Annotated in this window: 24 protein-coding genes; 23 read left to right on the plus strand and 1 reads right to left on the minus strand. The window is 35.3% G+C overall.

Features of this window, described 5'->3' with window-relative positions; translation table 11 throughout:
• The first annotated feature begins 11 nt into the window (after window positions 1-11).
• The 12 genes from hpt (at window position 12) to BN3326_RS13935 (ending at window position 14039) form a co-directional block, all read left to right on the plus strand.
• Window positions 12-530, plus strand: coding sequence for a hypoxanthine phosphoribosyltransferase (gene hpt / locus BN3326_RS13885; protein WP_069999850.1), 519 nt, complete (start codon window positions 12-14; stop codon window positions 528-530).
• A 26-nt stretch (window positions 531-556) separates the two neighbouring features.
• Window positions 557-2473 carry an ATP-dependent zinc metalloprotease FtsH gene (gene ftsH, locus BN3326_RS13890; protein ID WP_069999851.1) on the plus strand — a complete coding sequence of 639 codons (1917 nt, stop codon included), beginning with the start codon at window positions 557-559 and terminating at the stop codon, window positions 2471-2473.
• Between the two features lie 72 nt (window positions 2474-2545).
• Window positions 2546-3523 (plus strand): biotin--[acetyl-CoA-carboxylase] ligase, encoded by a 978-nt coding sequence (locus BN3326_RS13895; protein ID WP_069999852.1) that lies wholly within the window; start codon window positions 2546-2548, stop codon window positions 3521-3523.
• A gap of 65 nt (window positions 3524-3588) precedes the next feature.
• The gene (locus BN3326_RS13900) at window positions 3589-4029 is read left to right on the plus strand and encodes a DUF6145 family protein (protein ID WP_069999853.1); all 441 of its coding nucleotides are present in this window, start codon (window positions 3589-3591) and stop codon (window positions 4027-4029) included.
• 126 nt (window positions 4030-4155) lie between these two features.
• On the plus strand, window positions 4156-4722 hold the full coding sequence (locus BN3326_RS13905) for an ECF transporter S component (protein WP_069999854.1): 567 nt from the start codon (window positions 4156-4158) through the stop codon (window positions 4720-4722).
• 83 nt (window positions 4723-4805) lie between these two features.
• Complete coding sequence (locus BN3326_RS13910; protein ID WP_069999855.1) at window positions 4806-5576, plus strand: type III pantothenate kinase; 771 nt, start codon at window positions 4806-4808, stop codon at window positions 5574-5576.
• A gap of 11 nt (window positions 5577-5587) precedes the next feature.
• Entirely contained in the window at window positions 5588-6550 is a 963-nt protein-coding gene (gene dusB, locus BN3326_RS13915) for a tRNA dihydrouridine synthase DusB (protein ID WP_069999856.1), read from the plus strand.
• 196 nt (window positions 6551-6746) lie between these two features.
• Complete coding sequence (gene greA / locus BN3326_RS13920) at window positions 6747-7223, plus strand: transcription elongation factor GreA (protein ID WP_069999857.1); 477 nt, start codon at window positions 6747-6749, stop codon at window positions 7221-7223.
• Window positions 7224-7264: 41 nt separating this feature from the next.
• Window positions 7265-8758 carry a lysine--tRNA ligase gene (gene lysS, locus BN3326_RS13925; RefSeq protein WP_069999892.1) on the plus strand — a complete coding sequence of 498 codons (1494 nt, stop codon included), beginning with the start codon at window positions 7265-7267 and terminating at the stop codon, window positions 8756-8758.
• Window positions 8759-8947: 189 nt separating this feature from the next.
• Window positions 8948-9112 (plus strand): type II toxin -antitoxin system TacA 1-like antitoxin, encoded by a 165-nt coding sequence (locus BN3326_RS21515; RefSeq protein WP_083258727.1) that lies wholly within the window; start codon window positions 8948-8950, stop codon window positions 9110-9112.
• A gap of 5 nt (window positions 9113-9117) precedes the next feature.
• A complete protein-coding gene (locus tag BN3326_RS13930) occupies window positions 9118-11238 on the plus strand; it encodes a site-specific DNA-methyltransferase (RefSeq protein WP_069999858.1) in 2121 nt (706 codons plus the stop codon).
• The gene (locus BN3326_RS13935) at window positions 11238-14039 is read left to right on the plus strand and encodes a DEAD/DEAH box helicase (protein WP_069999859.1); all 2802 of its coding nucleotides are present in this window, start codon (window positions 11238-11240) and stop codon (window positions 14037-14039) included. Before BN3326_RS13930 ends, BN3326_RS13935 begins: the two co-directional genes overlap by 1 nt.
• 107 nt (window positions 14040-14146) lie before the next feature.
• Here the strand turns inward: BN3326_RS13935 and BN3326_RS13940 are convergent, their stop codons facing one another.
• Entirely contained in the window at window positions 14147-14977 is an 831-nt protein-coding gene (locus tag BN3326_RS13940) for a helix-turn-helix domain-containing protein (protein ID WP_069999860.1), read from the minus strand.
• A gap of 153 nt (window positions 14978-15130) precedes the next feature.
• Here BN3326_RS13940 and BN3326_RS13945 point away from each other — a divergent pair, with 153 nt between their 5' ends.
• The 11 genes from BN3326_RS13945 to BN3326_RS13995 all read left to right on the plus strand — a co-directional run bounded on the left by BN3326_RS13945 (window position 15131) and on the right by BN3326_RS13995 (window position 24888).
• Entirely contained in the window at window positions 15131-15364 is a 234-nt protein-coding gene (locus BN3326_RS13945) for a hypothetical protein (RefSeq protein ID WP_069999861.1), read from the plus strand.
• A gap of 74 nt (window positions 15365-15438) precedes the next feature.
• Window positions 15439-16029, plus strand: coding sequence for a hypothetical protein (locus tag BN3326_RS13950; RefSeq protein WP_069999862.1), 591 nt, complete (start codon window positions 15439-15441; stop codon window positions 16027-16029).
• Window positions 15992-16774 carry a hypothetical protein gene (locus tag BN3326_RS13955; protein ID WP_242876005.1) on the plus strand — a complete coding sequence of 261 codons (783 nt, stop codon included), beginning with the start codon at window positions 15992-15994 and terminating at the stop codon, window positions 16772-16774. Before BN3326_RS13950 ends, BN3326_RS13955 begins: the two co-directional genes overlap by 38 nt.
• A gap of 180 nt (window positions 16775-16954) precedes the next feature.
• Complete coding sequence (locus tag BN3326_RS13960) at window positions 16955-17926, plus strand: hypothetical protein (protein WP_171903839.1); 972 nt, start codon at window positions 16955-16957, stop codon at window positions 17924-17926.
• Window positions 17927-17936: 10 nt separating this feature from the next.
• Window positions 17937-18152, plus strand: a complete 216-nt coding sequence (locus tag BN3326_RS13965) for an excisionase (protein ID WP_207646350.1) — start codon at window positions 17937-17939, stop codon at window positions 18150-18152.
• Between the two features lie 95 nt (window positions 18153-18247).
• A complete protein-coding gene (locus tag BN3326_RS13970) occupies window positions 18248-19498 on the plus strand; it encodes a tyrosine-type recombinase/integrase (protein WP_069999864.1) in 1251 nt (416 codons plus the stop codon).
• A gap of 380 nt (window positions 19499-19878) precedes the next feature.
• Entirely contained in the window at window positions 19879-21117 is a 1239-nt protein-coding gene (locus BN3326_RS13975; RefSeq protein WP_069999865.1) for a putative glycoside hydrolase, read from the plus strand.
• Window positions 21118-21130: 13 nt separating this feature from the next.
• The gene (locus tag BN3326_RS13980) at window positions 21131-21559 is read left to right on the plus strand and encodes a hypothetical protein (protein WP_069999866.1); all 429 of its coding nucleotides are present in this window, start codon (window positions 21131-21133) and stop codon (window positions 21557-21559) included.
• Window positions 21546-22568, plus strand: a complete 1023-nt coding sequence (locus BN3326_RS13985; protein WP_069999867.1) for a hypothetical protein — start codon at window positions 21546-21548, stop codon at window positions 22566-22568. Before BN3326_RS13980 ends, BN3326_RS13985 begins: the two co-directional genes overlap by 14 nt.
• A gap of 168 nt (window positions 22569-22736) precedes the next feature.
• Window positions 22737-23594 carry a diadenylate cyclase CdaA gene (gene cdaA, locus BN3326_RS13990; protein ID WP_069999868.1) on the plus strand — a complete coding sequence of 286 codons (858 nt, stop codon included), beginning with the start codon at window positions 22737-22739 and terminating at the stop codon, window positions 23592-23594.
• Window positions 23587-24888 (plus strand): CdaR family protein, encoded by a 1302-nt coding sequence (locus BN3326_RS13995; protein ID WP_069999869.1) that lies wholly within the window; start codon window positions 23587-23589, stop codon window positions 24886-24888. Before cdaA ends, BN3326_RS13995 begins: the two co-directional genes overlap by 8 nt.
• Window positions 24889-24979: the final 91 nt, after the last annotated feature.

Raw genomic sequence — 24979 nt, forward strand, 5'->3', positions numbered from 1 at the left:
CAGGAGGGACCATGTTAAAATTAGAAACGCTCATATCAGAAGATGAGTTACAAAAACGCATTAAAGAACTTGGAGCGCAGATTACAAAGGATTATGAAGGGCAAGAAATCATTGTTTTGTGCATACTTAAGGGCGGTGTTATGTTTATGACAGATCTTGTTAAACACATACAAGTGCCTATTAAAATGGAATTTATGGTAGTATCAAGTTATGGAGATGAATATAAAAGCAGTGGGGTAGTTAAAATTTTAAAAGATTTAGATGAGCCCATTGAAGGAAAACATGTCTTAATTGTTGAAGATATTATTGATTCAGGAAGAACACTTAGATACATTAAAAGTATTTTAAGGGAAAGAGGACCACAAAGCATTAAGATATGTACGTTGCTTGATAAAGTTGAGCAAAGACAGACCAATGTTGATGTACAATATACAGGTTTTACAATTGAAAATGAATTTGTTATTGGATACGGTCTTGACTACAAGCAATATTATAGAAATATACCTTATATTGCAGTTAACAGAGAATAGAATAAAAGGGAAGGAGGAAATAAAATTTGAAAAAGACATTTAAGGGAACCTATCTGTACCTCATTATAGTTGCTGTATTATTTATAGCAGTTTTTTATGGAACAAATAGAAATGTATCTCAAAATATAAATGCGAAGTCCTATGGGCAAGTCATCGAGGATATTAAAGGTAAACAAGTAGAAAGAATAACTATAGAACTTTCAGATGGCAGTGCAGGTCATGCTAAGGTAGTTTATAAAGATGGGCAGACAACAACTGTTCCAGTTGTACAGCAAGAATTTATGACCTTTTATCATAGCTTGGCAGACGATGTTAGAAGTGCATTAATCTATGAAACAAAATATCCGCAGCCGAGTTTATTTTTGCCTATTATGCAGATTATACTCATAGTCGGAATGTTTATTTTTATTATGATATTTTTTATTCAGCAGATGCAAGGTGGCGGCGGTGGCGGCGGCCGGATCATGTCTTTTGGTAAAAGTAAGGCCAAAATGACAATAGATGAAAAAGGAAGTATTACGTTTAAGGATGTTGCAGGTCTAGATGAAGAAAAAGAAGAGGTGGCGGAGGTCGTTGACTTCCTTAAAAACCAAAATCGTTATATTCAAGTGGGTGCTAAGATTCCAAAAGGAATGCTTCTTGTAGGACCTCCAGGGACAGGTAAGACACTTCTTGCAAAAGCAGTAGCAGGTGAAGCCGGTGTGCCATTCTTTAGTATATCGGGGTCTGATTTTGTGGAAATGTTTGTAGGGGTGGGAGCATCCCGTGTAAGAGATTTATTTGAGCAAGCGAAAAAAAATGCACCATCTATTGTGTTTATAGATGAGATAGATGCTGTAGGTAGAAAACGTGGAGCTGGACTTGGCGGAGGCCATGATGAAAGAGAACAAACCCTTAATCAGCTTTTAGTTGAAATGGATGGTTTTGGTGCAAATGAAGGGGTTATTATTCTTGCAGCAACTAACCGTGCAGACGTTCTTGATCCAGCGCTCCTTAGACCAGGACGTTTTGACAGACAGATTGTAGTTGGAAGACCAGATATTAAAGGGCGTAGTGCGATTTTAAAAGTACATGCAAAAGGCAAACCGCTGCAAGAAGATGTAGATCTTGATACAATTGCAAGAACTACATCAGGCTTTACAGGGGCAGACCTTGCTAATCTTATGAATGAAGCAGCTCTCCTTACGGCTAGACATAAAAAACGAGCTATTGATATGGAAGAAGTTCAAAAAGCGTTTATTAAGATTACTGTAGGGACAGAAAAGAAGAGTCATGTCATTACAGAAAAAGAAAAACGTATTACAGCTTTCCATGAAATAGGGCATGCACTTATACATGAAGTTTTAGATAGCTTAGACTCTGTCCATAGTATTTCAATAATTCCAACTGGTTTTGCAGGCGGTTATACAATGCCTATACCTAAAGAAGACAGAATGTATATGACAAAGACAAAAATGGTAGATGAAATTGTATCTCTATTAGGCGGACGTGCAGCAGAAGAATTAGTCATTGGAGATATCACAACAGGGGCTTCAAACGACATTGAACGTGCGACACATATTGCCCGTGATATGGTTACAAAATATGGTATGAGTGAACTTGGTCCAATGAAATTTGGAGATGAGCAAGAAGAAGTTTTCTTAGGAAGAGACTTTAATCATACACGTAATTATAGTGAAGATATTGCAACGCAGATCGACAGACACATAAAAACACTTATAGAAAAGTGCTATAGCAGAGCTAAAGAAATACTTGAACTCAATATGGATATACTCCATAAGGCCTCTGAAATCCTTCTTAAAAAAGAAAAACTTACAGGTAAAGAATTCAGAAAGATTATGAAGGGTGAAGAGATCGATACTGAAAATTTAGAAGAACTTAATATTTTTGATTTTGAAGTAGAAGAAAATACTGTACCTAAGTCAGAAGGAACAGAAGAATAATAAATGATTAAAAAGCCGAAGCCTACTTTCGGCTTTTTAATCATTTAACATATCATTTTAAAGAGGTGGACTATGAAAGAGAAAGTACTTGCTTTTTTAAAAGGACAAGATCAGTATGTATCTGGAGAAGAAATTAGCAGTAAATTAGGGGTTACAAGAGCAGGGGTTTGGAAAAATATTAATAAGCTTAAGGAAGATGGCTATCATATAGAATCCATTACCAAAAGAGGATACCGGCTTATTGCCACGCCTGATGTGATTACACAGTCAGAAATAGCAAGTATCATAAATACTAAGCTGTTGGGGAAAGACATACACTATTATGAAAAGGTTGATTCTACCAATGAGGTGGCAAAGACTCTTGCTAGAGAAGGGGCCGCAGAAGGAACACTTATCATGGCTGATAAACAGCTTATGGGAAAAGGCAGGTTGGGTAAAACTTGGGATTCGCCAAGTGGAACAGGCATATGGATGAGCTTGATTTTAAGACCTCATATTATACCTGGACAAGCAAGTCAGTTGACACTTCTTGCAGGGCTTAATATGTGTGAAGCTATTAGGAGGGTTACGGGGCTAGACTGTAAAATAAAGTGGCCTAATGATATTGTTATTAACGGAAAAAAAGTATGCGGTATTCTTGCTGAAATGAGTGCAGAAATGGATGGCATTAATCATATTATTTTGGGTATAGGTGTTAATGTCAATATAAAAAGTTTTGAAGGAGAACTTCCGCATGCAACGTCACTCTATCTAGAGAGTGGTAAAACTTATTTGCGCAGATATATTGTTAAGGAATTTCTTCACTTATTTGAGGCCGATTATATGCATTATAAAGATGAAAAAAGCATAGCTGGTTTTTTAAAAAGATATAGAAAAAATTGTATTACACTCCATCATGATATTCAAGTAGTAACTTCTGAGGGGAAATATATCGCCTATGCAAAAGATATTGCAGAAGATGGCGCCTTAGTCGTTATAGATAGTGATAATAATGAAAAGACTATTTTTAGCGGTGAAGTCTCGGTAAGAGGGATATATGGGTATATATAATCTATAAGTGAAGGTATAGATAAGGATAGGATAGTTAAATAATGTAAATAAGAAAGGAAATATTTATGGAAAAAGATATAGTGGTATCAGTATCACCTTATGTACAAAAATATTATTTAAATGAAGAATACCAAGATCTACCTGCAGGAATAAAAGAAGAAGTACTTAGTAAGTTATCAGCTATTGCAGAAAGTACAAATTGTATTATTAGCTTAGGCTTTAATAAAGATGGAGAGATCTTCATAGAAGAGCGTAATGAAGACCCTATGTTTTATGATGATATAGGAGCGGCATTAGAAATTAAAAACTTTCAATTAGAAGAAGCTGAACTTCTAAAGTCACTCAAAATGTGGTATATGATTTATCGTACACAAAATGGGCAGATTGTAAGAGATATTGTGATCTTAAAAGCAAAAAAAAATACATGTGAAGAAATATTGGGAGTTATTGAAAATAAATATGGCAGTGAGGGCAAAGGGTTTGCAGCACAACTACTTGAAGAATAGCTATGCTGAGAATATTTTTTACACGGTTTTTCTTGAAAAATTCTTCTACGTGTTTTATAATTAAGACGCAAAAAAAATGTCTTGTATCTCCTAATAGGGGAGAATGAGAACGAGGAGCGTGTAAATATGGAAAGTAAAAAAGTTAGTGTAAAAGATTTAACCGTTTTAGGTATGCTCAGTGGGATTATTGTGTTACTAGCTTATACCCCGATAGGACTTATTCCTTTAGGGCCTATATCTGCGAGTACCATACATATACCTGTAATCGTAGGAGCTATGATACTAGGACCTAAAAAAGGAATTGCACTCGGAACTGTAATGGGGACAATAAGTTTTATAAGAGCGCTTACGGCACCAGGGTGGCTGGATCAACTTTTTAGAAATCCTTTAGTATCAATCTTACCAAGAGTCTTTATAGGAGTTGCAGCATATTATATGTATAGATGGATTAAGGATGTATCTCAAAAAGATACTATAGCTTATATTATGGGGAGTATAGCAGGTTCACTTACAAATACTATTCTTACATTAGGTGCGCTTACTATTGCTACAACCTTTGCATTTCCGGATAAATTACAAGAAGTTGTAGCACTTGTGGTAACAATCGTATCAACAAGCGGCTTAGTTGAAGCTATAGGAACAGGGCTTATTGTTCCGCCAATTGTATATGCGCTGAAGAAATTAAGATATTGAGATTTAGCAGACACTTTTAGTGTCTGCTTTTTGAGATATATATGCTTGAGAGATTAAGAAAATTTACGAAAGAAGGAATAAAGATGATATTAGTAATCGATGTTGGTAATACAAATATAGTTGTTGGCGCTATGGAAGACGGACACCTCAAAGGCAGTTATAGATTAACTACTCAAATCCCTAGAACATCCGATGAATATGGTATTACTATGATTGAACTATTAAGACAAAAAAGTATAACGCCCCAAGACATAGAGGCTGTTGTTATTTCTTCAGTTGTTCCTGATATTATGTATTCACTTACCAATAGTATCAAAAAATATTTTAATAAAAAACCGCTTATAATAGGACCTGGCTTAAAGACTGGGATTTCTATAAGAACAGATAATCCAAGGGAGGTAGGCGCTGATAGAATCGTTAATTCTGTAGCCTCCTATGAATTATATGGAGGACCTTGTATGGTCATTGACTTTGGGACAGCTACTACCTATGATATTGTAAATGAAAAAGGGGAGTTTATAGCGGGCATCACCTCGCCGGGGATGCGCATTTGTGCAGATGCACTTTGGAGAAGTGCAGCGCAGCTTCCTCATATCGAAATAAAAAAAACAAAGGGAATCTTAGACTCAAAAAATACTATTACGAGTATGCAAACAGGCCTTGTGTATGGCTATATAGGGCAGGTAGAATACATTGTTAATAAGGCAAAAGAAGAAATGAACTGCCCGCAGCTTAAGATTATCGCTACGGGAGGGCTTGCAAAAGTCATACAAGATGGTACAAATGTAATAGATCACTATGATGGGTTATTAACTCTAAAAGGGCTAGAACTTATTTATCAAAAAAACAGATAGGATGATTACAAATGAAATTTGGGAATGTAACAACTCCTAACAATGTATTTTTAGCACCTATGGCAGGTGTTACAGACCTTCCTTTTAGACTCATTTGCAAAGAGTTTGGATGTGGTATGGTATATACAGAAATGGTAAGTGCAAAAGGGTTGCTGTATAAAAATGAGAAAACAAATGACTTACTATATATTGACCCAAAAGAACATCCGATAGGCGCACAGCTTTTTGGAAGTGATCCTGACATTTTAGCTAAAACAGCAAAAGAGGTTGCTAAAAGTGATGTAGACTTTATTGATATTAATATGGGATGTCCTGCACCTAAGATTACTAAGAATGGTGAAGGTTCAGCACTTATGAAAACACCAGAACTAATAGGTGATATTATTTATAAGGTTGTACGCCAGTTAGATAAACCACTTACAGTTAAAATAAGAAAAGGATTTGATGAAAACACGGTTAATGCTGTAGAAGTAGCTAAAATAGCAGCCGAGGCAGGTGCGAGTGCTATCACAGTACATGGGAGAACAAGAGAACAATTTTACAGTGGCGTTGCTGATTGGGATATTATTAAACAGATTAAAGCAAACATAACGATTCCTGTCATAGGCAATGGAGATGTTAAAACACCAGAAGATGCTAAGCGTATGCTGGATTATACAAAGTGTGATGCCCTGATGATAGGCAGAGCAGCACAAGGGAATCCTTGGTTATTTAAAAGAATACTACACTATTTAGAGACAGGTAAGTTACTTGAAGAACCGTCATTTGATGAAAGAATAGAAGTTATTCTAAAACATGCTAAGATGCTCATAGACTATAAAGGAAACTATACAGGCATAAGAGAAATGAGATCGCATCTTACTTCTTATATTAAAGGTGTTCATGGTGCTGCGCATATAAGAAGAGCTTTGACCACTGTAGAAAGTTATGCAGATATAGAAAAGATTTTAGAAAGTTTGAGACACCATTTTTAACCAAAGAGCAACTTGTATATCCTTACTCAACTAAAGGCAATATATAAGTACTCCTATATTATTTTAGAGTGTAAGTTGACAATACAAGTAGTGTAGGTTATAATTGTTAAATTATAAAATATAGTCAATGAGATAAACATAGTTTTTACTAGAAACATATAAAAATAGTCTATACTTTAGGAAAGGGAGTAACAAAATGGCAAGCAAAAAGGTATTACTCACATACGAGGGGATAAAGACATTAGAAGCAGAACTAGAAAACTTAAAGACAGTTCGTCGTAACGATGTAGCTGAGAAGCTTAAGGAAGCAAGAGCACAAGGGGACTTATCAGAAAACGCAGAATATGATGCAGCAAAAGAAGAACAAGCTGAGATAGAATCGAGAATAGCAGAACTTGAAAATATGCTTAAAAATGCAGTTGTTATTGATGCAGAAGATGTTAAGATAGATGTTGTAAAGCCAGGTTATAGAGTAAGACTTTATGATTACTCTTTTGAAGAAGAAGTAGAATATTTAATAGTAGGCTCTACAGAAGCTGATCCGGCAAATGGCAAAATATCTAATGAGTCTCCAGTGGGAGAAGCTCTTTTAAATCATAAAGTAGGAGTAGAAGTAGAAGTAGAAACTGCATATGGTATAGATAAATATAAGATATTAGAAATTTCAAACTAAGGCTTAGCAAGGTTAGAGGAGGAATCAGGTTGTCTGATAATATGGAAAAACAAAATGAAGTACACAATGAAGAAAATCTTAATGAACAGATCAAAGTAAGATACGAGAAATTAAGAGAGCTTCAGGCGAAAGGTAAAGATCCTTTTCAAATTACAAAATTTGAAGTAACAGGATATAGCGAGCAGATCCATAAAAACTTTGAAACATTAGAAAACTCTGAAACAGCAGTGGCTGGGCGTCTGATGGCCAAACGTGATATGGGTAAAGCATCTTTTATTCATATTCAAGATAAAGAGGGTAAAATTCAGTCTTATGTAAGAAAAGATGAGCTAGGCGAGGAAGCCTACGCAGAATTTAAAAGATATGATATAGGTGATATAGTAGGGATAAAGGGACTTATATTCAGAACACAAAAAGGTGAAATTTCTATAAGAGCTAAGGAAGTAACACTTTTATCTAAAAGCTTAAAAGTATTGCCAGAAAAGTATCATGGTTTAAAAGATACAGAACTTAGATATCGTCAGCGTTATGTGGATCTGATTGTTAATCCTGAAGTAAAGGATACTTTTATTAAACGTAGTTTGATTATAAGAGAAATGAGAAATTTCTTAGATAATAGAGGGTATATTGAAGTTGAGACGCCTGTTCTTCATTCTATTGCAGGTGGGGCGGCAGCGCGCCCGTTTATAACGCATCATAATGCATTAGATATTGATATGTACATGCGTGTTGCACCTGAGCTTAAGTTAAAACGCCTTATTGTAGGTGGATTTGACAGGGTCTATGAAATAGGACGTGTTTTTCGTAATGAAGGTATGTCTGTAAGACACAATCCAGAGTTTACAATCCTTGAATTATATGAAGCCTATGCAGATTATCATGACATTATGAATCTCACAGAAGAGGTTATTAGACACGCAGCGATGAAAGTAATAGGAACAGCTGTTGTTGAATATAATGGCATAACTATTGACCTTGAAAAGCCATTTGAAAGACTTACAATGGTAGATGCGGTTAAAAAGTATGCAAGCGTTGATTTTGATGAAGTAGCTGATCTAGAAGCTGCAAAATCACTTGCGAAAGAGCATCATATTAATTATGAAAATCATCATGGCAAAGGAGATATCTTAAACCTCTTTTTTGAAAAGTACGTTGAAGAACACCTGATTCAGCCGACATTCATTATGGATCATCCAGTGGAGATATCACCGCTTTCAAAACGCAAACCTTCAAATCCTGATTACACAGAAAGATTTGAACTCTTTATAGTAGGCCGTGAGCACGCAAATGCCTTCTCAGAGCTTAACGATCCGGTTGACCAAAGAGGTCGTTTTATGCACCAAGAAGAACTGCGTGCAGCCGGAGATGACGAAGCCAACGCAATCGATGAAGATTTTTTAAATGCCCTTGAGTATGGTATGCCCCCAACAGGTGGACTTGGTATAGGGGTTGACCGATTAGTTATGCTTCTTACTAATTCCTATTCTATAAGAGATGTTTTATTATTTCCAACAATGAAGCCACTTAGTGAATAAGTATAGTAAAATCAATGGTTTGAGTCATTAGGAGTCGGAAATTACGACTGATTTGCGACCAATTAAAGAGAACATGCTTAAAAGAACTTCTAAATTGATTAGGAGTTCTTTTTTTATAACTTAATTATGGAGAAATGTGTTGAGGATGTAGCGAATTGTAGATATAATTACTTACAGAAGGAAACTAATATGAATAAAACAATATCTATGAGTATTCGTGTGAGTGAAGAAGTTGAAGAGCTAAAAAAGGCGGCAAAGTTAGAAGAATATGCTTCGTATAGTGAATTTATACGAAGAACCGCCCTTAAAGAGGCTACAAGGGTTATTGCAGAAAATATGGAGAAGGAGGTATAGGTAATATGGCTAATATTAATGAAATCATTTCTGAGGTAGCAAAGTTAAATCCTGAACTTGCTCGTCAGATTCAGAAATATGTGAAGGACCATTCATATGGTCTTGTGTTTGAACGTAATTTGCCAGAAGCGATTAGATTGTACAAGAAAGAACCGATTCCTGGTGATACCGTGAATATTCTTCCTAAACGTGGCAATGAAGAGGCTGATGAAAATAAGATTCCGTGGGTTGTAAAAGCAATCAAAGAAGGTAAGGCAACTCTTGAGTATGATGTTGAAATAAAAGAGGTTGAAATTGAAGATATTGCAGTTCTTGTAAGTTATCGAGATGTAATTTATCCAGGTTTGAAAGAAATTGACCGTGTGGAGAGAGGCAATCCTGATGACCCGTATCATATGGTAATTAATTCGGAAAATTATCATGCGCTGGAAGCATTGACCTACGCTTACGCAGGCAAGGTGGATTGCATCTATATTGACCCGCCGTACAATAACCGAAACCGCAGCTGGAAATACAACAACAATTATGTTTCAGATGACGACCAGTACAAGCACAGCAAGTGGCTTGCTTTCATGGAACGTCGTCTGAAACTGGCGAAGCAGCTGCTGAATCCTAAAGATTCTGTGTTGATTGTTACGATTGATGAGAAAGAATATGCTCGCTTAGCTCTCTTGTTAGAGCAGATTTTCCCTGAAGCAAACATACAAATGATTACAAGTGTAATTAGTGCTAAAGGAGTTGTTCGAGCAGGACAGTTCTCAAGAGTAGAAGAATACATATTTATTCTTCAATTTGGAATAGCTACTGTTCAGCAACAGCTTGTTAACATGCTTGATGAAAAAGTAAAAAAGGAAGCTGATAGAGAAATAGAATGGCTTGGATTTAGAAGAAGAGCACCACAAGCAAAACGTTTATCTCGTCCAAATCAGTTTTATCCTGTATATGTAAATAATGACGATGGAACAATACACGAAATAGGAGATGTTGTTAAAGCGGGTATAGATAGAAATACAGTATTTGTGCCAGAAGGATGTACAGCATTGTGGCCATTAAGCAAAGATGGAGATGAACGATTGTGGAGTTTGATTCCAGAACAAGCTCGAACTAGTTGGAAAAAAGGTTATCTTCGTATAAAAAACTGGAATAAAGATAACAAAACAGGAACTGTATATTATTTAGCATCTGGAACAATAGAAGATATTGAGAATGGTAAAGCCACAATTATAGGAAAAAACACAGATGGTTCAATTATTGCAAAATATATAGAGAAAGGAACTACTCCACCAAAAAGAGTTTGGAATATGCGCACACACAATGCGGAAACATATGGTACCAACATATTAAACAGTATGATAGGGACACGTTTTGATTATCCAAAATCGTTATATGCGGTGCACGATGTTTTGAAGTTTTATCTGGAAAACCATACAAACGCTCTTGTTGTTGATTTTTTTGCTGGGTCAGGAACAACCCTTCATGCTGTGAATCTTCTTAACGCTGAAGACGGTGGCAAAAGACGCTGTGTCTGTATAACAAATAATGAAGTATCTGAGGAAGAAGAGAAGAAATACACAGAAAAAGGGCTTCGTCCTTCAGACCCTGAATGGGAAAAATATGGTATTGCAAATTATGTTACATGGCCTCGAACAGTATGTAGTATCGAAGGTCATGATGTGAATGGTAAACCATTGACAGGAAATTATGGTAAACCATCAAAGGATATTGATTTGGGGTATGACATGCCTATATCAGATGGATTCAAAGCGAATGCCGTATTTTGCGAATTGACATACGAATCTGCATGGCCTATTCGCCTTGATAGAGCATTTGATGCAATTGCTCCGATTCTTTGGATGCAGGCAGGATGCCAGGGACCGATTATTAAGCGTATTGGTAAGAGCTATTTAACCACAGATTTCTACGGAGTACTTTTTGACTACGGTCAGGCTTCAAAGTTCTGTGAGAAAGTGAAGAAAACGCAATCAATTAAGACAGTGTTTGTGGTTACAGATGACCAGAGACGTTATTCAAATATGTGTAAACGTCTACCAGGAGTGGAAGTACATAGATTGTACGAGACATTCCTGAGAACATTTGAGATTTGTGGTGAAGGAGGGTTAGACTGATGAAATATGGGTTGAAGGGTTTTCAGGAGGATGCAGTGAAATCTCTTTTGAATAAGATGGAATCCATGCAACGTAGCTATGAAGCAGATGGTTCACTTTCTGCTGTAGCGTTGACTGCTCCGACTGGTGCAGGCAAAACGGTTATTTCGGCTGCTGTTGCAGAGGGATTATTTTATGGTAATGAAACATATGCGGGAGATGATAGAGCTGTAATCTTATGGCTGTCTGATAGTCCGAGCTTGAATGAACAGACTATGAAGAGATTTGATGCAGCAACTGATTTGCTTAATGGGGCAACTGCTATGGAAGCTATTGGACCAGATTTTGCAAAGAATCATAGCAAATTGATGCCTGGACACATTTATTTCTTGAATAGACAGTTACTTGGTAAGGGCAAGAAATTGTCAAATGAAGCTGAGGGTGGACGTTCATTTTATGATGTATTGAACGATACAATTGATGATTCGGATATTCATTTGTATCTGTTCATTGATGAAGCACATAGAGGTCTTGGCTCAGGAAATGATAAAGGAACTTCAGATAGTGCTAATAAGACTATTTACAGCATTATCATTGATGGTCAGGATGGAGTGAATAAACCAATGCCTTGCGTAGTTGGTATTTCAGCTACTCCAGAACGATTCAATAATGCAATGCAAGGACGTAAGAATCGTGATATGAAAGCATCTGTTGATGTTCCAGTATCCGCAGTAAGAGATTCTGGTCTTATCAAGGATACGATTGAACTTCGTACTCCGAAGAAAGCTGCTGACACAAAACATCAGGATTTAACACAGGCATGTGTGAAATTAGCAGAATCATCAAAGAAGTGGAAAGATTACTGTACAGAGAAGGATAAGGATGTTCTGCCAGTAGTTATTCCATTAATGGTTGTACAGGTTGAGGATAAGGTTACAACGGATACCTTGACTGCTTTGTGTGCTCAGATTCATAAGACTCTTCCATGGCTTGATATTTCTGATTGTTTTGCAAACGTATTTGGTGAACATGAGGATATTGTTACCACTGCAGGAAAGATTCCGTATGTGAAACCAGAAGAAGTAGAGGAACGTACTAATATTCGAGTTGTTTTTGCAAAGGATGCAATTTCAACGGGTTGGGATTGCCCTCGTGCAGAGGTTATTTATTCAAGACGTAAGCGAACTGATTCTACATATATTGCACAGCTGATTGGTCGTATGATTCGTACACCATTGGCAAGACGTGTTCCTACAATGGAAGAATTAAATACCGTAGCGTGTTATCTTCCTGAGTATGATTCAAGTACAATAGAATCTGTAGTGGAACGATTAAAAGAAGATAACGTTGCTTTGCCAGGAACAACAATTATTAAAAATCCAGCAGATGTAAAATTCTTCGGTGAAGCGAAGAAAACAGTCGAAAAGAAGCTGTCAAAATTACAAGCTGCAGGTACATCTACATCTGCTACAACAGGTGTATCTACTACATTCGATGTTACAGGTGTTAGTATAATTTGTGAGCCATCAACATATGGTGAAAATCCAGTAGATGTTGTTTCTGGAACAGAATTTGCTGTAAATACAGAAGATGATTTTGTTGTGAATATTGATGATATCGAAGAAACTGAACAGGAATTGACTGACGCTTTAGCACGAATTCCAAAGGTAGATAGCGATGTCATTAAATCAAGCTTCGAAGGAATCATTACTAGACAAGTGCGTCATGATAAGCCAAATCATTTCTTAGATTTGTGGGATTGTATTGATATTATTACATCTGATATGGATGAGGATTCAGACTTGGAAAGTCAGATTCAGGAAGAATTCTACAATAATATCGAGGGTGAAATTAAAAAGCATCCAGCAGAATTTAAGCGTTCTCTTGGAGATATCAAAAATACAACTGTTACGGTAAAACGAGTTGACCCATTGACAGGAGAAGAATTCGAAGATAAAGAGGAGCTTGTTGAGAATGATGCTGATAGATTGGTAGCATACTATAAGCATGCTGTTAGTGTATTTGCAGGAGCTTCTGATTTGATTAAATATTATATCAATAAGCGTAAAGAAGATGAATATGATTCTGATGTTCAGGCAATTGGTCGCATAGCTGCCGTGGGATATTGTATGGAAATTGTTCAGGCAATGGAAATATGGGCAGAGAATAAGACAGAAGAATTGCTTAGCTTATATGGTCCACATCGATATGCTGTGTCAGATGAACATAGAGAACGATGGGATGCTATTGAAGGTAATACAAAGCCATATATTGAACGTAATCTTAGCGTTCGGGCAAGTATCACACGTCAGAATAAAGAATATGATGCATATGAAAAACATATCATTAGTGACGAGATGGGTTGGTCGTATCATAACCTGAATCCTTTGGAACAAAAGGTTCTTAGAACTGAGTTGGCTAAACCTTTAAATGTAGCGTGGTACAGAAATCAAGCAAGAAACTTGAATGCATCTCTTGCAATTCCATACATAATTAATGGTAAGTTGGAACCTATGTATCCAGATTTCATTTTCTTCCAGCAGATTGGAAATGGGAATGTAGTACGTATGATTGTTGACCCACATGGAGATTGGCTTGGTGATAGCGTGGCTAAACTGAAAGGATATATTGCATACATAAAAGACCATCCAGACATGTTTGGTTCAGTACAGGCAGTTACCGATGGAAAAGGTGGAGTATGCAGATATTTGGATTTGATGAAGCCAGCTGTTCAGACCGCTATTGAAAAATTTACTGGTAGTTCTGCAAAAGAACTTTTTAATGGTCCTCTAAGTAAGGAGTACAAAATCATAGAGGAATAAAATAATAATAGTAGGATGAGAATGTCATGAATAGTGATGATTGGAAGCCTATTGAAGAATAAAAAGGGAAATGGATCTGAAACAAATCAGCTCCATTTCCTTTTTTGTTAATCATCTAAATATCTATTAAACAAATTAACAAAAGATTTCCCTAGATTATCTTTTTGAAATTCAATAAGTGCTTTTGTGTAAAGTGCATCATATACTTCTCTAGACAAGAAATTCAAAAGAGTATCATAACTGGATTCGTTTTTTGGTGACAACTTCAAATTTATATAGATATCGGCACTAATGCAAGCTTTAATATTTATGCCAGTACCTAGTTTTTGTTGTGAGAAAAACATCTGAGATTTAGGTAAAGCAATAGCGAGTTCTTCTTTGAAACCATCTGAACAATAATCTTTAAAAGGTGTGAAGGCTTGATAACGCTGAAATGTATTACAAATCAAAGTCTTCAAAGGGTCATAGATTTCATCAAGTATACGATTGTTTAAGTATTCACTCCATGTTGTTAATGTAATATCGTTAAATAAAGCTGAGCAGTTGTCAGGGTTCATAAAAAAGTTCAGGCAATCGAGATAATCTGGGTTTTCTAATCCGTATTTGATAATTGGGGTGGATATACCAGAATAGTGTGATGCTAATGATATTGGACTTATGTCTGGTAATTTATCAGCTCCAAGTAGATAATCAACATCACAGTCGAGCTTCTCGCATAGATTAACAAGATTTTCTAAAGATGGGGATGTTGCACCAGTCTCCCATCCGCTTATTGCTCTCCTTTCGACTTCTAAGGCTTCTGCTAAAGTTTCTTGAGTTCCGCAAAATGAATATTTTTCATAGGGATTTGGATTGTTATTTATATGGTTTTTATATAACTTCCATCGCTCTTTTCGTAAATTACTAATTCGTTCTCCAAACTTAAATTTGTTATACATATATCACATATTCCTTCTTTGAATTAAAGTTATCTGTCGCAACTATGTCGTGGATGTATGACATTATACACCTTATAATAAGACTAAATCAAGAGGCCACTTGAAATATAGCCAGTAATTCATGACAGGTTGGTAGAAAGGAGGACAAGAGCAATGAAAGCAAAATTTGTTGGAATTCAGGATTTGAATTTTCAGAATGATAAAGGCGAAACCATAACTGGTAAGAATCTTTTTATTGTTTATGAAGATGAGAATGTAACTGGTCTTAAAGCCGGCAAGCTGTTCTTAAAAGAAGGAACTACTCTTCCGAAGGATGTAAAGCTTAACGATACGCTCGAGCTTAGCTTTAACATGAAGGGCAAAGTCGAAGCAATCTTTAAGGCATAATCACTATAAGTTTTAAGAGGGGCAAAGGGCTGGTTTAGCATCCATCCCTTTGCTTATTTTTAAGGAGGGTTGTAATGGACAACATAAAGTATAACCAGATTCGGTATAACAGAAAACGACAGTGGTACAGATTAACCCTTGGCATGGGGCAATTAATAAATTACCCAATAATCAATACACTATGGCTGTTACTAGGAGCAGGTATTTGGGGGCTAGTCAAATTGAAACAACTGTTTGAAATGGGGGTTGATGTTCCAGAACTATTAGCACCAATTTTTAATGGAAGCATCATGTTTTTTATAATAGTGGTCCCTATATTCATAGCTGTAGGAATTATACAAGGTTTAGGAGAAATTACTGCCAGAAAAGATGAAGCAAATGTTTTTCGCGCCTTTAGTGATAGGCGAGATGTGAAAAACGAAGCACCGATACTTATCTATAAGAAAAAGTTAAAGGGTAAAAATGTAATTGTCAGAGAGTTTTATACTACTATCCCGATGGAACGCTGGCAACAAAAGAAAGAAGCGATATCAGACATAATGAACATTCATTTTGTTGCTGACTTGGAGTATGGCGGGGAATACAATGGAAATAGAATTGTAATGAAATCTGCCAAAGGACGAGCAAATGCAAAGAAAGAAGTGTTATACGATGACATCTTCTGATGAGCTGTTGATTGGATATGATTATGATGCATGGTATGGGTATGGCGATAGAATACCTGTGGTTACAGATGCGTCTACAAGGACTAACAGCCAGACCTTAATCGCTGGTATGTCAGGCTCTGGGAAGAGCTATCTAACTAACCAGTATTTTGCGAGAATATGCCTTCAAGGTGGAGATGATTCGGTCTGTTACTTCTCGGACTTTAAGCAAGATGACACATTTGCTTACCTGCGAGATTGTCCGAGATACTATCCGTATGATAGGACGATAGAAGCCTTGGAAATAGTTTACAATATCCTTCACAAAAGACAATCTGGTGAGGACAAATTACGAACCCCTGTTACACTCATTTGGGATGAGTATATGGCTAATATATTGGCGTTACTCGGTACAGAAAAGAAAAAGGCGGAAGCGGTAATGCACAAGGTTTCAGAAATACTTATGCTTGGACGCTCTCTAGCCGTGAGGCTCATTATTGCTTGCCAGCGTCCGGATGCAACAGCCTTCCCAACTGGCTCAAGATTGAATTTTGGCGTGATCATCGTAATAGGAGCAGCTATTGAAAGCGTATACTCCATGCTCATGCCAAAAGAATTAATCGAGAAAGTGGGGAATAGACAGTTTGGTACTGGTGAAGGGGTTGTACTATTACAAGGCTCAGGTTTGCGATTTATAAAAGTACCTGTTATTAGAAATGAGGACAAATTGAAAGCTATATGCATTGATGCTTTGACAAGAGGATAATACCAAAAGCGGTGCGGCGGCGGAGCCGCAAGCATCCGCACTGTTGGTTAGTATTACCCAACAGTGCACAAATACATGGAACATTAGAAAACACAAGGGTTTGCAGTATGTTCACAATATGGAACAAAATGCACAAAAAGGAGTTGATTAATCATAGATACGCAGGCTTTTAAATATCAATTGACAATTAATGCTCCTTTAGAAAAAGGTTACACGCATCAACGGATATTTGAAATCTTCAAAACTAATTTTAAAACATTAAATTATATGTGCCTTTCGGATGAGCAGGGTTCGCTATTTCATAGTCATGTTTTTGTGGTATTTTCATCAAGAGTTCGATTTTCGATGATAAAAAAATACTTGCCAGAAGCTCACATAGAAAAAGTGAAAGGTACTGTTTCAGATAACGTGCTATATATCAAAAAAGAAGGTAAATGGGAAGCAAACAGTTTAAAGCAAGAAACAAAAATAGAAGGTTCTTTTGAGGAATATGGAACACAGCCACCAGATAGTAAAGGCAAAAGAAATGATATGTCAGAATTATATCAGATGGTATTAGATGATATGACAAATGCAGAGATTCTTGCTATAAATCAGGATTATATTCTCCAAATAGACAAGTTGGATAAAGTGCGTACTACAATATTAACAGAGAGGTTCAAAGAAACAGTGCGTCTTGACTTGGAAGTGATATATATTAGTGGAGCTACTGGAACAGGAAAGACACGTGGGGTATTAGAACAGAATGGATACGCCAATGTATATAGAGTGACAGATTATGCACATCCTTTTGATAGTTATAATTGTCAACCTGTAATAGCATTTGATGAATTTCGTTCCTCTCTCAAATTGAAAGAAATGCTTTTATATTGTGATATATATCCAATAGAACTTCCAAGTAGATATTCAAACAAATACGCATGTTATAACAAAGTCTTTATTGTTTCTAATTGGACTTTGGAAAAGCAATACTCAGAAGCACAGAGAGAGGATAAGGAATCATGGCAAGCATTTTTAAGACGAATACACAAAGTGATGCATTATGAACACACAGGAGACATAAAGGTGTATTCCTCTGTCAATGAATACCTGAAACGAGATGCAGATTTTCATAATTTAAGAAAAAATGAACAGGAGAAAATGCCATTTTAATTAATCTATGATGAAAGGAGTGAATATTATAAAACGTGAAATTCCTATATGGGAAAAAGCAAACCTGACATTAGAGGAAGCATCTGCATATTCTGGCATTGGGATAAACAGATTAAGAAAAATTGCTGATAATAAAAATTGTTCGTTTGTTCTCTGGTGTGGGAGTAAGCGGTTGATTAAACGTAAAAAATTAGATGAATACATAGATAAGCAGTATTCGATATAAATAATGGATGTGATTTTGTTATGGACAATGAAAACATGTCAGAACTATAATATAGTTGAGCGTGTTCTCTTTATAGTTATGAAAGGAGAATTATCATGGCAGTAGAGAGACGCAAAGATAATAAAAAAAGAGTTTTAAAAGAAGGTGAATATCAGCGTTCAAATGGAACATTTGAATATAAATGGAGAGATAAAAGAGGAAAGCGTCACTCCATTTACGCAAAGACGCTTGAAGAGCTTCGAGATAAGGAAGTTGATGTTTTACGAGATGCATTAGATGGTATCAGGGTAGACAAAAAGGACTTAACAATTAATGACCTATACAACTTGTGGGTGCAACTTAAAAGAGGGTTGAAAGATAATACTTTTCAAAACTATAAATATATGTACACACAATTTGTTGAACCAGATTTTGGATATACTAAAATTGCTGAATTAAAAAGAACAGATGTAAGAGCATTTTATAATCATCTGGCAGATGCGCAGCATTTAAAGACAGCAACAATAGATAATATTCATACAGTAATGCATCAAGTATTAGAGCTAGGGGTTGAAGATGATTATTTAAGATATAATCCATCTGACAATGCATTGAAAGAACTCAAAAAGGCTCATAATAACGATTCGGAGAAAAAGAAAGCTCTGACAGTACCGGAACAAGAATTATTTGAAGCCTTTTTACAGAAACAAGGTCAATATCATAGGTGGTATCCTATTTTCATAGTCTTGTTATGGACTGGAATGAGAGTAGGAGAAATTACTGGTTTGCGCTGGTGTGACATTGATTTAGAGGATGAAATGATAAGTATTAATCATACCCTTGTATATTATAGCAGAGGGAAAGAGGAAGGCTGTTCATTCGCTATCAATACACCAAAGACAGAAGCTGGAAAGAGAATAATACCTATGTTACCAAAGGTAAAAGAAGCATTTCTTTTAGAAAAACAGTATCAAGAAGAATGTGGATTGAAATGTAATACGGTTGTAGATGGATATACGGATTTTATTTTCATCAATCGTTTTGGTGGTGTACAGCATCAAGGAACGCTCAATAAGGCATTAAGAAGAATTATTCGAGATTGCAATTATGATGTGTTAGATAACAGGAAGCAGAGTGCAGTTACACTCCCTAGATTCAGTAATCACTCATTACGGCATACGTTTACTACAAGGATGTGTGAAGCAGGAGTGAATATAAAGGCAATGCAGGATATTCTGGGACACGCTGATTCAGAGACTACAATGGATATTTATGCAGAAGCTACAAAGGATTTTAAGCGTACAGAGTTGATTAACTTCGAAGATTATTTTAATTCACAGAAGATTGGTCAAGCTGACATTATCTAAGTTACGACCATCTTACGACAGATATACGACTACTTATAAAGAGTAGCATAGAGTTCTAAGATGGAGAATAAAAAAGAACATCTAGAAATAGGGATATGAATAGTTGCAAAGAGCTATAAAAAAATCAGTAGGATTTTCCAACTATGAAACCTTTAAGTGAATAAATAAAATAGGACACTGCTTAAGATCACCTTTATAAAATTAAAGGTGATTTTTTTATGCTCTTGTATATTAAATTGAAAAGAGGCTATAATGTATATAATAAGAATAATCTTAAAACTTCACAATGACTACATATAATATTAGAGCATAATCAATAATCGTCACTTTATTTTTTATATGATATAATAAATAGCATATAGGTAGGAGTGCTTAAAATTATGAAAAAATATAAGATTCGACCGACAAATAGTTACTATTATTACAAGAAGAAAAAAAACATGAAGGTAAAATTCCTTATACTAGCTGTTGTTCTTGTGTGTATTGCAATAACTTTTATTTTAAGCGGAAAAATGAGTGAAACAATCAGTGAAATATCTAAAGTAACTTTTGCTAAAGCAGAAGAAAATGGGGAAATTACAGAAAATTTCTATTTTGATGGAACAGATATAAAATATGACCTTTATAGGTCACCGAAGATTGTTAAAGGTATTTATATACCCGCAAGCAGAGTCAATCAATATGAAGAATATATTAGCCTTGTCAATAATACAAGTGTTAATGCTTTTATTATTGACGTTAAAAATGATAAAGGGTATTTGACGTTTAATAGTACTAACCCTAAGCTAATAGAAATGGGATGTGTTTTAGAAAATCCTCCGATAAAGGATATGAGATTTATAATGAATAGGCTCTATGAGGAAGACATTTATCCTATAGCCAGAATAGTAGCTTTTAAAGATAGTGTAGCAGCCCCTAAATTTCCAGATAGAGCAGTTAAAGATAAAACGGGTAATACCTATACAAACAAAGCGAGTGAGACATGGTTGAATCCTTATGATAAGAGAAACTGGGAATACTTGCTGCAAATATGCGAAGAAGCTATTCAGATGGGGTTTAAAGAAATACAATTTGACTATGTAAGATTTCATGAATCAATGAATGAACAAACTGTTATATTAAGTGAGAATATCTCAAAGACAGAAATTATTACGGCCTTTGTAAAATATATGTATGAGCATTTAAGTGCCTATGGCGTCTATGTATCAGCGGATGTATTTGGAGCGATCATAACAAGTAAGATTGATTCAGATATTGTTGGACAAGACTTTAAGGAACTAAGTAAACACCTTGATTATATTTGTCCAATGGTTTATCCTTCCCACTATGCAAAGGGAACTTTTGGAATAGAGTATCCACATCTTGACGCTTATGGTATAATATTAAGATCAATGGAATTTGCTCAAGATGAAATAAAGAAGATTCCAAGAGAAGAGAGAAGGGCTATTATAAGGCCATGGCTCCAAGATTTTACAATGTCAAGTTCAAAACCTTATTTAGTATATGGGAAAGAGCAAATTGAGCAGCAGATAAAAGGTGCCTATGATGCAGGACTTAGTGAATGGATTTTTTGGAATGCAGCAGGGAAATATACGCAAACAGGATTAGAGGATAAGTGAAGGATGTGGTCTTTTGATTGATCAAGATAAAATCATTCTTATGACAAAATTGGCTATATATGAAAAAAAATATATCAAGGAAGATAGAAGACGTAATAGTTATTATTTAGAAGATTATATTTATGTTAATAACTTCAAGACAAGAATAAGTGTGACTATCGCTGCTATGTTATTTGCCATATTGGATATTATGAAAAATATTAATCATAACGTAGTTTTTCCAGATTCTATAATGAGTTTTATAAAACTATATATTAGTCCTTATTTAATGCCGTGGCTTATCGTTCTTATTATTTACACAATGATATCTACCGCGGTATATGGTAACAGATATGCGTTGTCACAAAAAAGATTAAGGGGTTATGATGATTTACTTAAACAATTAGATGCTTATGAGCAAGATAAAGCGAATGAAGAGAGGGCATGCCATGAAACTGAATGAGACACTTCTTATCATAAGACAAAACCTTATTAAAATTTATAAACAATATGAAACAGTTATTTTGATGCTTTTAAAATTTATTATAGTATTTAGTGTTATAACGATGATCGGATCTTCAGTTGGCTATATTGGGGTGTTTAATAAAGTAGAAGTAGTGCTGTTTTTAGCATTACTGGGGACATTCTTACCAGAAAAATGGATGGTACTCGGTTTTGTCTTATTAACACCTGTCTATGTCGCTATGGTAAATCTAGTATTAGGGATTGTCTCTTTTGTGTTTTTATGGGTTCTCTATCTATTATTTATGAGGCTTTTTCCAAAGGAAAGCTTACTTATTATTGCAGCCATGATGTGTTTTAATATTGGACTTGAAGGACTGTTGCCTGTGATAGCAGGATTATTTGGAAGTTATGTGTCGATCATAGCTATTATTATTGGAACATTTATATGGTTTGCCTTGCCGCAGTTCTCACTTATTATACAATCACATGCTGCTACTAAAGACGATATATTAAGTATTTTTACAAATTTAACTGAGGGTGGCATAGCAGATATTATTGGAGACAAAACAATGCTTTGCACAATAGTAGTGTTTTTTAGTGTCTTTTCAATCGTCTACATAATAAGAAAACAGTCTATTGATTATGCGCCTTACCTCGCAATTGGAATTGGTCTTATAATGCATTTAGCAGGTTTTGTTTTAGCAATGGTGTTTTTAAATATTGATATAAGTATGGGGAGAATCTTAATGACTACCCTTATCATTGCATTTATCGCAATACCGACTCAATTTTTTTCTAAGGTACTAGATTATCAAAGAGCAGAGATTGTAAGTTTTGAGGACGAGGACAATTATTATTATGTTAAAGTAGTACCTAAACTTTTTATTAATACTAATCATAAAAAAATAAAAAGAATCTATAATACTAAAGTAGAGCATAAAGATTATATGAGTAATATCTCGATGCCAACCATGTATAGGGATCAAGAGAGAAGTATAGACGATTAATAAGAGGCCTTAGGCCTCTTTTGTTTTGAAATAGGAAAGGGCGTCTTGCTTGTATTGGCAATTACATGTCTTTAGACAAATATCATAAAATATTTGAGGAGTTCATATACCTCATACATAAAACATGATATAATAAAATAGAAATAAATAATAAAGGAGTTTTGTTAGGTGGAAGTCATAAAAGAAGCTCTTGATAAAATAGCATTTGTAAATATTCCCTACCTTGATATAAAAGATGTATTAGATATTTTGGCTGTGGCTTATCTTATGTATATTGTACTCGTATGGATCAAGGATACCAGAACTTGGACCCTGTTTAAAGGTGTAGTTATTGTTCTTGTAATAGCCATTCTTTCTTATGTATTACAACTACATACCTTATGGTGGGTAATATCTAATACTATAACAGTAGGAACCATTGCGATACTAGTTGTGTTTCAGCCAGAGCTTAGGCGGGCGCTAGAACAGATTGGGAGAGGTAGAGTTTTCGACTCTCTTTTGGTTACATCAGATAATATGATAGAAGGCATGACCGATGAAACAATAGATGCTATTGCTAAGTCATGTGTTCATATGTCTAAATATAAAACAGGTGCACTTATAGTGATAGAACAAGACGCAAAGCTGGGAGATGTTGAAAGAACAGGGATCAGCATAGATGCAATTATTACCAGCCAGCTGCTTATTAATATATTTGAGAAGAATACACCACTTCATGATGGTGCTATTATTATAAAAAATAACAGAATAGCAGCAGCCACTTGTTTTTTACCTCTTACTGATAGTATGGAAATTAGTAAAGATTTAGGTACAAGGCACAGAGCAGCTATAGGTATTTCAGAAGTAACGGATGCTATTGTACTCGTAGTGTCAGAAGAGACGGGCGTTATCTCTTATGTGAAAAACGGAAAAATAAGAAGAGGTTTGGACATGGAGATTATTAAAAAGATATTAATGTCTACAAGAAGAAAAAAACGTTCTGATAAAAAGAAAGGAATCTGGAAAGGAAAGCAAAAAAATGAATAAATTTTTTACTAAGAATCTTCCATGGAAGATTACTTCTTTAGTATTAGCTTCCATTTTGTGGCTTTTTGTTATTAACACACAAAATCCTATGCAACCAGAAGAAGTTAGAGTGACATCTATTATTATTAAAGGTTTACCACAGCTTGCTGAAAAAGGTTTTGTGCTTAAGAATCAAGAAGAAATCAAAAATCAAAGATTTCTTGTAAGAATAAAAGGGCCTAGACTTCAAACAGATAAGCTTAAGATAGATAATACCCTTATATCAGTGACTTTAGATTTATCTCACTATATGAATGATCTTTCGGCAGACTCTATTCAAAATATAGCCAAATATGCAGTTTCTTTTGGTGGCGTTGAAGGCATTAGTGTTCTTGGTATGAGATATGATATCAGCAATATTATACTTGAAAAGGAAAAGACTGTTTCAACACCCATACAGTATACAATAACAGGTAATAATAACAGCGAGTATACTGCGTTAACGCCAATAATTAGTCCAAATGTGATTGAGATTGGAGGAGCTAAATCTGATGTAGAACGAATCAAACAAGCAATAATAGAAATAAATATTGAAAATTTCTCAGAAGATGAGCTTATACAAACAGTCCCAGTTAAGGTATATGATGATCAAGGAGAAGAGATACATGGCCTTAAGAAGCTGCCACAGCTTGTAGAAGTAAAACTCCCAATAGGGAAGAAAAAAACAGTGCCTCTAGAAGCCACATTTGCAGGGACTCTGCCCAAAGGTTATGTGCATACTAATACGATTGTCACACCAAAACAAATTACAATAGTAGGTAAAGCAGAGTTGGTAGATGCAGTACAAAAGATACGCCTTAAAGAAATACAGCTTAATGATATTATACAAACAAGTGTTGTAAAAACGGAGCTCATTCTTCCAAAAGGCGTACAATATATCGACAATATTGATAATAAAATTAATGTTACAGTAGAAATTAAGAAGGAAAATTCTTATTCTTACACGATACCAACTAATGAACTTAATCTTACGGTTATAGGAATGGATGAAGGGTTAGGATATGAAGTTTTAACAGACTCAGTGGAAATGATCCTAAGCGCTACAGCGGAAGAACTTTTAGCATTAACATTTAAGGATGTTACAGCTAGAATTAATGTAGTAGGGCTTACAGAAGGGGAATATACTTTACCTTTAGAATTAACAGTCCCTAATAATTTCACAATTGTTAATAACCCAATTAATATTAATATACGCCTTATTAATATTAATGAAGAAGTGGCCGAGCCAGAAGGTGAGATACAGCCAGAAGCATAGAGAGTGTAAGGCAAAGATGTAAATTTATAGAGTGTCAAAGAGTATTTCTACAAGTTTTGATGTAAAGTTTTTGTAGAGACTAATCTTTGAC

The organism is Cellulosilyticum sp. I15G10I2 (assembly GCF_900095725.1).
GTDB lineage: Bacteria > Bacillota > Clostridia > Lachnospirales > Cellulosilyticaceae > FMMP01.